This window comes from Actinophytocola sp. (assembly GCF_035712165.1).
Taxonomy (GTDB): domain Bacteria; phylum Actinomycetota; class Actinomycetes; order Mycobacteriales; family Pseudonocardiaceae; genus DASYTH01.
Map to the genome: position 1 here is coordinate 1 of NZ_DASTBH010000401.1, position 8,472 is coordinate 8,472.

Consider the following 8,472-nt stretch of genomic DNA (forward strand, 5'->3'; position numbering starts at 1 on the left):
CCGCGGCGTGCGCGGTTGCACCAGGTGCTGGTGGAACTGCTGGACGCGGCGGCGGCCATGGTGGTCCGCCAGACCGGCGGCTTCGGTGACGACACCGCGGTCGTTCTGGATCTGCGCCGGATCGACGGGTCCACAGTAGACATCGACGAGCTGCGACCCGAGGTACGGGCAATCGTCCGGGCGCTGCTCGCCAGGGTCAACGAGTACGTCGACGACGTCGACATCCAGGTCGACCTCGCCCTGCGCGGCGAGACCGACGGGTTGGCCGACGGCGTGACCCTGGTTCTGCTGTGGACGGTCAGCGCAATGACCTGGTGTGCCGAAAACCACGAGCCGGCACCGGGCTGGCTCGACCGGGCAGCCTGAGAGGAGCGGTCATGTCAACGAGGCCGGAGTGGGAGCGCACCCGGCTCGACCTGAACCCGGCGGACGAACCTCCACCACCACCGCCGGTCGCCGAGCCGATGGCCCAGCCCGTCGCTGCGCCAATGGCCCAGCCGATGGTCGAGGACGAGATCCGCGACTCCCACGCCAAGCGGGTGCGCGTGGTGCGCACCGTCTGCACGGTCATCAACCTGGTGTGCGGACTGTTCGCCACGGTGCTCGGGCTGCACATCATCCTGGTTCTCTTCGAGGCCAACCCGAACAACGGGTTCGCGTCCTTTGTGGAGAACTTCTCCGGTGCCGTGTCCCTCGGCCTGCGTGGACTGTTCACCCCGGACAACGCCAAGCTGCAGGTCCTGTTCAACGACGGCCTGGCCGCCATCGCCTGGTTGGTCATCGCCGGCGTCCTGACCTACGCCATTCGGCAGTTCGCCCTGCCGGGTCCCCGGCGCACGGTGCAATACCGGCGCCACGTCGTGGAGTAAGCGCATCAACCCCATCCCTGTAATTGCTGTTCGTTTGGAAAGTAGGAGGAAGTCGTGACTGCGACCGGAATCATTACGGCGATCATCATCGGTCTCGTCGTCGGTGCCCTGGGCCGCCTGGTGCTGCCGGGCCGGCAGAACATCCCGATCTGGCTGACCATCGTCGTCGGTATCGTCGCCGCGCTGCTCGGCACCGCGCTGGCCCGGGCCATTGGCATCCCGACCGCGACGTCCGGCATCGACTGGCTCGAGCTCCTGGTGCAGGTCATCCTGGCCGCCGTCGGTGTCGCCCTGGTGGCTGGCGCCTGGGGTCGCCGAGGTGTTCGAGGCTAAGGGAACCGTTCACCCCACTCCAAGGACGCCCCGTGGCCCCCGGCCACGGGGCGTCCGCCGTGTCTAGGTCAGGGAGTGGGCGGTTGGCTGGCGTACACGGTGGGATCGCCCTGCTTGATCCACACGTTCGGCGTGTTGATCGGCAGGAAGGCCCGGTCACCGCCGGGTTCGCGGGTCGAGGGAACCGAGTCCCCGCTGGGCAGATGCATGATGAAGTTGACCGGGGCGGTGTCGTTGACCAGGGGGATGTCGTACTCCGCCCAGCCGCCCTCGATGCGGGTCAGCGGCCACGGGCGGTCCCAGGCGATCTGCGCCAGCACCGCGGGGTCCACGGCGTCACCCCACATGTGCAGGCCCCAGTCGGTGTAGTCCCCGGCCGGGCGGAAGTAGTGCAGCGTCGCCAGGGTGGCCGGCGGCCCGGCGGCCCGCACGGTGCGCGGCTCGCTGGTGGTGGTGCGACCGGCGACGGTGAGCTTCGCCCGGTAGGCGACCGGCGTGCCGGCGGCGAGGTTCAACGGGGTCAGGTCGTCGAACACCGTGTAGACCGGGGACGAGTCGTCGGACCCGATCGCGATCCACGGTCCACCGGCCACGCTGCGCTCGAAACGCACCACGTGGCTCGCCTTGTCCGGTTCGGCGACCGCCCGGACCTCGACGGTGCCGCGCACGCCGCTGCCCTCGGCCGGGGCCTGGATGGTCAGCGCGGGCGGCGGCACGGTGGCCGCGCGGGTGCGGCTGCTCGCGGTGTGCCCCCGGTTGTCCAGCACCACCGCCCGGTACTGCACACCGGTGCCCGGCCGCAGCCCGCTCACGTCGTGGAACACCCGGTACGGCGCGGTGTCGTCGGTGCCGATCGGCTCCCACCGGCCGCCGCCGGCCTTGGCGTAGAAGGTGACCTCGGCGAACGAGGAGCCGGCGACCTCGGCCGAGACCTGCATCCGGGCCGGGGACTCGGCGGCCGGGTGCGGGTCGCCGAGCGTGATGTCCGGCGCGGACCGCGATCCGGGGATCTCCCCGTCCATCAGGTAGACCACAGTGGACAGTGGCGGCACGGTCAGGGTGAGCGTGCGGTCGGCCGCGGAGCGCACCCGGTCCGGCCCGGCGCCGTAGAGCCGCTGGAAGCCGCGGCCGCCGGCGTAGGTCGGGACCGCCGCCGTCCTGGCCTGTTCACTGTTGTTCAGCGCCACCACGTACTCACGCTGGCGCTCGCGGTCGATCCGGGAGAAGGCGTAGATCCCGGCCTCGGCGCCGGCCAGCCGGTGCTGGTGCGCCCCGTCCCGCAGCGCCGGATGCGCCCGGGTGAGGTCGGCCAGCGTCCGGATCGACCGGTACAGCGGGTGCCGCGGCTCGAAGTTGGCCCGCGCGTGCGTGGCGTCCGTGCCCAGCAGGTCGTCGTCGAGGTACTCCGGCACCTGGCTGGCGAACATCGTCTGCCGGGCCAGTTGGTCCCCGCCGTCGCCGGTGAAGCCCTGCTCGTCGCCGTAGTAGACGACCGGGTTGCCGCGCGAGAGGTACATCAGCTCGTGCGCGAGCCGGTCCCGGCCCAGCCACTCGGCGTCGCCCGCGCCCGGATTGTCCGCCTTGACGAACCCGCCGAACCGGCCCATGTCGTGGTTTCCGAGGAACGTGGGCAGCTGGTAGACGTTGGAGTCGGCGTCGGTGTACCAGTCGTCGCCGGTGAAGAACGCCTCGAGCTGGCTGGTCGGGGCGCCGCGCGAGGCGAAGTTACGGGCCGCGTCCTGGAACGGGAAGTCCAGCACCGACTGCATCCGGTCCCGCGTGGTGAACTGCGAGGTGAAGCTCCGGCTGGTATCGAACACCTCGCCGAACATGAAGAACTCGCGTTTGCCGTGGTCCCGGGCGAACTGCAGCACCTGCGGCCCGAACTTCTGCCAGAACTCGTCGTTCACGTGCTTCATCGTGTCGATCCGGAAGCCGTCGACACCGAAGTCGGCGATCCACCGCTGGTAGATCTCGATCATGCCCTGGACCACGCGCGGGTTCTCGGTGAACAGGTCGTCCAGCCCGAAGAAGTCGCCGTAGAGCGAGTCCTCGCCGGTGAACGTCGTGTTGCCGCGGTTGTGGTAGAGCGTCACGTCGTTGAGCCAGGCGGGCACCTTGAGGTTGGTCTCGCCCGGGTCGAGCACCGGGGTGTACGGGAACGAGGTGGCGGCCGACAACGGCGGGAAGGTGTTGGTGCCGGCGTGGTCGCGGTCGTCGAACGGCGTGCCGGACGCCGTGCGGTACGGGGCGACGTCCTTGCTGGTGTAGGGCATTCGCGCGCCCTGCTGGTAGCCGATGACGTCCGCGGTGTGGTTGGTGATGATGTCGAAGTACACCTTCATGCCGCGCCGGTGCGCGGCGTCCACCAGCGCCCGCAGGTCGGCATTGGTGCCCAGGTGCGGGTCGATCTGGGTGAAGTCGGTGATCCAGTAGCCGTGGTAGCCCGCGGACGGGCCGTCCTCCAGTTGCACGGCCTTGTTCTTGAAGCTCGGGGTGAGCCAGATCGACGTGGTGCCCAGGCCGCGGACGTAGTCGATCCGGTTCAGCAGGCCCTTGAGGTCACCGCCGTTGTAGAACCCCTTGGCGGTGGGGTCGAACCCGGAGACCAGCCGGTCGTCGGGCAGGCCGCCACGGTCGTTGCCGGTGTCGCCGTTGTCGAACCGGTCGGCCATCACGAAGTAGAAGTTCTCGTCGGTGACCGGGCCCCGCGGCGAGTGCAGTCCGCGCAGGTGGTCGCCGTGGTCGGGAGTGGCCGCCGCCGGCGCCGTGGCCAGCGACGAGACGAGTAACGCGCCCAGCAGGGCACTGACGGCGCGACGCGATGGCATGCGGCCTCCTCACAGACGGATTCGGCACTATAACTCCCGGTCAACGCCGGGCGCTGCCGTCCAAAGGGGCAAAACCGTCCCCAACTTTTGGACTGAGATCACCGCGTCCGGGGTACTCCGTCGGCAGACGAGAGATCCCTGGAAGGAGCCGGCATGCTTGCCATCGTCGCCGCCATCATCTTCCTCATCGCGTTACTGCTCGACCTCACCGAGGCCTCGATCGGAATCGGCACGGGCACGATCGTGACGGCCGGCCTGCTTTGCCTGGCGCTGCACCTGGCCGGCGTCGGCACCGCGATCCGGAACCGGTCCGGCCGGTGGAGCTACCGCCGCTGATCCCGGCTTCCACCGGTGACACAGCGTTTCCCGGGTGAATCATGAAAACCCGTGACGCCGTGTCACAAACCTGACAACTGAAAGTATTCGTTGTGCGACGGGCCCTGCGTGGAGCAGGGCCCGTTCGCGCGTGGGTCCACCTGATCGATCCGGCGCGTCCTGCGAACCACCGCGAATTCGTCGCCGTGGACGGAGATCAAGACCCAGATGTGATGAACTTCGTTACCGGGCCGGGGGAAAGACAGATCATCGCGCCAGGACTAACTTCATTGGCGCGGGGGCTTGATCAAATCCATTTCATCCGGAGGTTCGCATGTTGTCCTTGCATCTCGGCCTGGGTCTCGGACTGCTCGGCGGCGGAGGTTGGTGGTGGCGCGGATTCCGTCACTGGTGGTGCTGAGACGTGTCCTCATTGGACGGCCGGCCGAGATCGTGGCCGGCGCTCACCAACCCGCCGATGCCGGCCAAGCCATTCCCGGTACGCGGTTGAGCGAGCCGCATGCGTCCAATAACTAGCCCTAGCGGCTTCGGCCAGCTCGGCCCCGTATCTGGCGACCGGGCTGGCCGCCCGCACCGCGATCACGTGCCGTAGCTCGGCCGGGGATCCCTTGAGCGGGCGGAACACCAACCCATCCGTTGCGGCAGCGGTGGGCTGGAACAGGGTGATCGCCATACCCCGGGCCACCAGGTCCCGGGCCACCTGGGAGGTCACCCGATAGGCAACAGTCGGAACAATTCCGGCCTCGTCGCAGATATGCCGCAGATGTTCCGCGGTTCTGGCCTCCGCGTCCTCGGGAATTATCCAGCTCTCATCGGACAGATCGGCCAGGCTGATCTCCTCCTGCTCGGCCAGCACGTGGCTTTCCGACAGAGCCACGAACAACGGCTCGGTCACCACCTCGTGCACGACGATCTCGGCCGGGCGAGGCATGGGTAGGCTCGGATATTCGGTCAGGATCGCGACTTCGAGCGCGCCGGCCGCCAGCAGTTCGAGCTGGCGTTGACCGGAGGACTCGGTTCGCAGACTGATTTGGCCGCACGGCATGAGCTCGCGCAGCGCGGCCACCACCGCAACGGGCAATGGCGATGGATGGATTGCCACCCGGACCTGTGGCGCCGTGGAGTCCTGCCCCTCGGCGAGAATCCGGGCCTCCCGGACCAGGGCGTCCATCGACGGCAACACGACCCGGGCACGTTCGATCACGTGCAGGCCGAGGGCGGTCGGGCGGGCGCCGCGCCGGTCACGGACGAACAGCGTGCCGCCGAACATCCGTTCCATCCGGTGCAGTTGATGAGTAAGCGCGGGCTGGGTGAGCCCCAGTTCCACCGCGGCCTTTGTGAGGCTGCCGGTGTCGCTGATTGCGCGGACGATCCGAAGGTGTCGTGCCTCCAGCATTCGTCGATGTTATGGCCCGATCAGTGGTAACCGGAACGGCCGTTCGGCTGCAGGTATTGCCAGTTGCCACTGCGTGATCACCGAGAGTTCCCATCTCTTTCTAGGCTAGGCGCATGGAACTGGAGTTCCGGCACCTGCGGATCGTCTGCGCCATCGCCGACGCCGGCAGCGTGACCAAGGCGTCCACCGTGCTCGGGCTGTCCCAGCCCGCGTTGACCCATCAGCTGCAACGAATCGAAGGTCTGCTCGGCGGCCGACTGTTCGTCCGGGACCGGCAGGGCGCACATCCCACCGTGCTCGGCGAGTTCGTGCTCAGCCGCGGCCGGGCACTGCTGTCCACGGTGGACAACCTGGTCGGTGACGGCCCACGGGAACCGGCCCGCCGGCCGGACACCACCCTGATTCGCTTCTCCACCACGGTTTCCCCGTCCTGCACCGTGGTGCTCGAAGCCCTGCAGGCCGCCTTCCCCGAGGCCCGGGTCACCATGCGCACCGAGACCAAGCCCCGGCGCACCCTGGAGTCGCTGGCCACCAAGGGGCGGCCGGATCTGGCCCTGCTCGGCGAGTATCCGACGCTGCCGCTGCCCCGGCCGGACGGCATCACGGTCGCCACGATCACGGAGATTCCCGTCTTCGTCATGCTCAGCGCGGCCCATCCACTGGCGGCGCGGGACGAGATCGAGTTGGCCGACCTGGCCGGTGAGAAGTGGATCCTGCGGCCGGAGCGGGAGCAACGCTGCGCGGAGAACCTGCGCCTGGCGTGCGCCAGCGCCGGTTTCGAGCCGCACGTCGCGCATTGGCTGGACCTCGAGGCGAACCTGGACGTGATCTCTCGCGGACATGGGATCACCATCGCCCGGCCGGGTACCGCGGACACCGACACGGTGGCCGTCCGGCCGCTGCGTGGCGCCCCGATCCTCTACCGCGATCTGCTGGCCTGGCCGCAGGACGGGATCGTCGCCGACGCCGCGCCCGACCTGGTCACCGCCGCGGCACAGGTGAGCTGGGAGCGAATGACGAGTGTGCCGGCGCACGCGGCCTGGTTGTCCAGCCGGGCCGGCGGGCCGGGGTGGGCGTGAGAGCAGGGCTCACGCCCACCCCTGGGTTCCGGCTTCCGCTACCCGGCGTCGACGATCAGCACGGCCTGATCGTCGTTATGCCGGGCGGCGAAGCCGGAGGCGTAGTTGCTCTGAACCCGGGACGCCTCGGCCGAGCTCGGCTGCGCGTTGGCGCAGCTGACCGGGGCCGACGAACCGGACATCAGGTCGGAGCACCGGCCGGTGCGGTTGTCCGGCAGGCCAAGGATGTGGCCGAACTCGTGGGCGGCGATCCGGACCACGTTGTAGCCCTGCTGGACGGCCTGGCGGCCGAACCACACGGTGCCGCTGCCGCCCGGCCGGACCGGGCCGAGGTTGGCCCGAGGCCAGCCCGGATCGGCGATCACCCGCACGTTGGCGCGGGTGCCGGCGGCGGCCTTGACGATCCGCACGCTGGTGACCCGGCTGTTCCAGACCGACACGCCCTGGGCGACGGCCGTCTTGAACTCTCCCGCCTGGCTGTCGTCGTAGGTCAGCGTGACGAGTTGCACGCCGGGATCGGCCTGCGCGGCAGGGGCGAACGGAAGAACCAGGGCGGCGCCGGCGAGTACGCCGATTATCGCGCGTCGGAGCATGTGTCGTCTCCTTTGGTCGGAGCAGGGGCCAACTGCTCTCGACCATGCCTCAGCGCGTGGCCGGGTGTGAACTGCCAGTGATACCTAGTATCCGCTAATGGATCGTCGGGTCAGGTCACCTCGACGAGCTCCGCCGACGCCAGCACCCCGGCCTCGACGTGCAGCACGCCGATGGTGCCGTGCGGCTGCCGGCGGCGGTCGGTCGGGGAGCCGGGGTTGAAGATCCGCAGGCCGTCCCCGGTCTGGTCCAGGGGAATGTGCGAGTGTCCGAACACGACCAGCTCGGCGTCCGGGAACCGGCGGCGCATCCGGGCCGTGCGCCCGGCGGCCGGACCGCTGTCGTGGATCATCCCGACCCGCAGGCCGGCCAGGTCCAGTTCCAGGGTTTCCGGCGCGCCCCAGGCCGCCACGTCCGGGCCGTCGTTGTTGCCCAGCACCGCGTGCACCGGCGCGTACCGGGCCAGTTCGTCGAGCACGCCCGCGGTGCACACGTCCCCGCCGTGCAGGATCAGATCGGCCCGGCGCAGGTGGTGCGCCACCCGCGGCGGGCATTCCTTCCACCGGCGCGGCGCATGCGTGTCGGACAGCACCACAATTCGCACGACAGCCATCCTGCCGTACCACAGAATGTCCGGCATGGGGTTCGATCCGCCGGGTCTGGCGGCGGTGCTGCGCGATCTGTCGCGGCGCTGGCAGCTCACGGTCGGCGAACCGATCCGGCACGACGGCATGTGCGGTTGGGTGGCGCCGGCCCGCACCGCGGCGGGCGCCGAGGTGGTGCTGAAGCTGGCGCGGCGGGACACCGAGAGCCGACACGAGGCCGAAGGGTTGCGGCGCTGGGCCGGCGCCGGCACGGCGCTGCTGCACCGAACCGAGGACCGCGACGACATGCACGTCCTGCTGCTGGAGCGGTGCGTGCCCGGGACGATGCTGCGGCACGCCCTGCCCGAGCGCGAGCAGGATGCCGTGGTGGCCGGACTGCTGTGCCGGCTCTGGCAGCCGGCCGGGCGGCCATTTCGGCCGCTGCACGAGATG

At 69.6% G+C, this 8,472-nt stretch carries 10 protein-coding genes; 6 read left to right on the top strand and 4 right to left on the bottom strand.

Annotated elements, in window-relative coordinates:
* From VFO68_RS22290 to VFO68_RS22300, 3 genes are all read left to right on the top strand, one after another.
* On the top strand, positions 1 to 366 hold a 366-nt coding region (locus VFO68_RS22290), incomplete at its 5' end, for a hypothetical protein (protein ID WP_414635549.1).
* Between the two features lie 11 nt (positions 367 to 377).
* Positions 378 to 869, top strand: a complete 492-nt coding sequence (locus VFO68_RS22295; RefSeq protein ID WP_325160300.1) for a hypothetical protein — start codon at positions 378 to 380, stop codon at positions 867 to 869.
* Positions 870 to 923: 54 nt separating this feature from the next.
* On the top strand, positions 924 to 1,202 hold the full coding sequence (locus tag VFO68_RS22300) for a GlsB/YeaQ/YmgE family stress response membrane protein (RefSeq protein WP_325160301.1): 279 nt from the start codon (positions 924 to 926) through the stop codon (positions 1,200 to 1,202).
* Between the two features lie 68 nt (positions 1,203 to 1,270).
* On the opposite strand, the gene VFO68_RS22305 is transcribed toward VFO68_RS22300, so the two are convergent.
* Positions 1,271 to 4,033 carry an alpha-amylase family glycosyl hydrolase gene (locus VFO68_RS22305; protein WP_325160302.1) on the bottom strand — a complete coding sequence of 921 codons (2,763 nt, stop codon included), beginning with the start codon at positions 4,031 to 4,033 and terminating at the stop codon, positions 1,271 to 1,273.
* Between the two features lie 153 nt (positions 4,034 to 4,186).
* On the opposite strand from VFO68_RS22305, the gene VFO68_RS22310 reads away from it, so the two are divergent.
* A complete protein-coding gene (locus VFO68_RS22310) occupies positions 4,187 to 4,369 on the top strand; it encodes a hypothetical protein (protein WP_325160303.1) in 183 nt (60 codons plus the stop codon).
* Positions 4,370 to 4,778: 409 nt separating this feature from the next.
* On the opposite strand, the gene VFO68_RS22315 is transcribed toward VFO68_RS22310, so the two are convergent.
* Positions 4,779 to 5,765, bottom strand: coding sequence for a LysR family transcriptional regulator (locus VFO68_RS22315; RefSeq protein WP_325160304.1), 987 nt, complete (start codon positions 5,763 to 5,765; stop codon positions 4,779 to 4,781).
* Between the two features lie 113 nt (positions 5,766 to 5,878).
* On the opposite strand from VFO68_RS22315, the gene VFO68_RS22320 reads away from it, so the two are divergent.
* Positions 5,879 to 6,844: a LysR family transcriptional regulator gene (locus VFO68_RS22320; RefSeq protein WP_325160305.1), complete on the top strand. Its 966-nt coding sequence runs from the start codon at positions 5,879 to 5,881 to the stop codon at positions 6,842 to 6,844.
* A gap of 38 nt (positions 6,845 to 6,882) precedes the next feature.
* Here the strand turns inward: VFO68_RS22320 and VFO68_RS22325 are convergent, their stop codons facing one another.
* Both VFO68_RS22325 and VFO68_RS22330 read right to left on the bottom strand, forming a co-directional pair.
* Positions 6,883 to 7,437: a snapalysin family zinc-dependent metalloprotease gene (locus tag VFO68_RS22325; RefSeq protein ID WP_325160306.1), complete on the bottom strand. Its 555-nt coding sequence runs from the start codon at positions 7,435 to 7,437 to the stop codon at positions 6,883 to 6,885.
* Positions 7,438 to 7,547: 110 nt separating this feature from the next.
* Positions 7,548 to 8,048, bottom strand: a complete 501-nt coding sequence (locus VFO68_RS22330) for a metallophosphoesterase family protein (RefSeq protein WP_325160307.1) — start codon at positions 8,046 to 8,048, stop codon at positions 7,548 to 7,550.
* A gap of 25 nt (positions 8,049 to 8,073) precedes the next feature.
* On the opposite strand from VFO68_RS22330, the gene VFO68_RS22335 reads away from it, so the two are divergent.
* Positions 8,074 to 8,472, top strand: a 399-nt coding sequence (locus VFO68_RS22335; protein ID WP_325160308.1) for an aminoglycoside phosphotransferase family protein, incomplete at its 3' end; no start/stop codon positions are given.

Coding starts and splice junctions, on each gene's coding strand:
- VFO68_RS22295 (WP_325160300.1), top strand. CDS start 378: ATGTCAACGAGGCCGGAGTGGGAGCGCACCCGGCTCGACCTGAACCCG.
- VFO68_RS22305 (WP_325160302.1), bottom strand. CDS start 4,033: ATGCCATCGCGTCGCGCCGTCAGTGCCCTGCTGGGCGCGTTACTCGTC.
- VFO68_RS22325 (WP_325160306.1), bottom strand. CDS start 7,437: ATGCTCCGACGCGCGATAATCGGCGTACTCGCCGGCGCCGCCCTGGTT.
- VFO68_RS22315 (WP_325160304.1), bottom strand. CDS start 5,765: ATGCTGGAGGCACGACACCTTCGGATCGTCCGCGCAATCAGCGACACC.
- VFO68_RS22320 (WP_325160305.1), top strand. CDS start 5,879: ATGGAACTGGAGTTCCGGCACCTGCGGATCGTCTGCGCCATCGCCGAC.
- VFO68_RS22330 (WP_325160307.1), bottom strand. CDS start 8,048: ATGGCTGTCGTGCGAATTGTGGTGCTGTCCGACACGCATGCGCCGCGC.
- VFO68_RS22310 (WP_325160303.1), top strand. CDS start 4,187: ATGCTTGCCATCGTCGCCGCCATCATCTTCCTCATCGCGTTACTGCTC.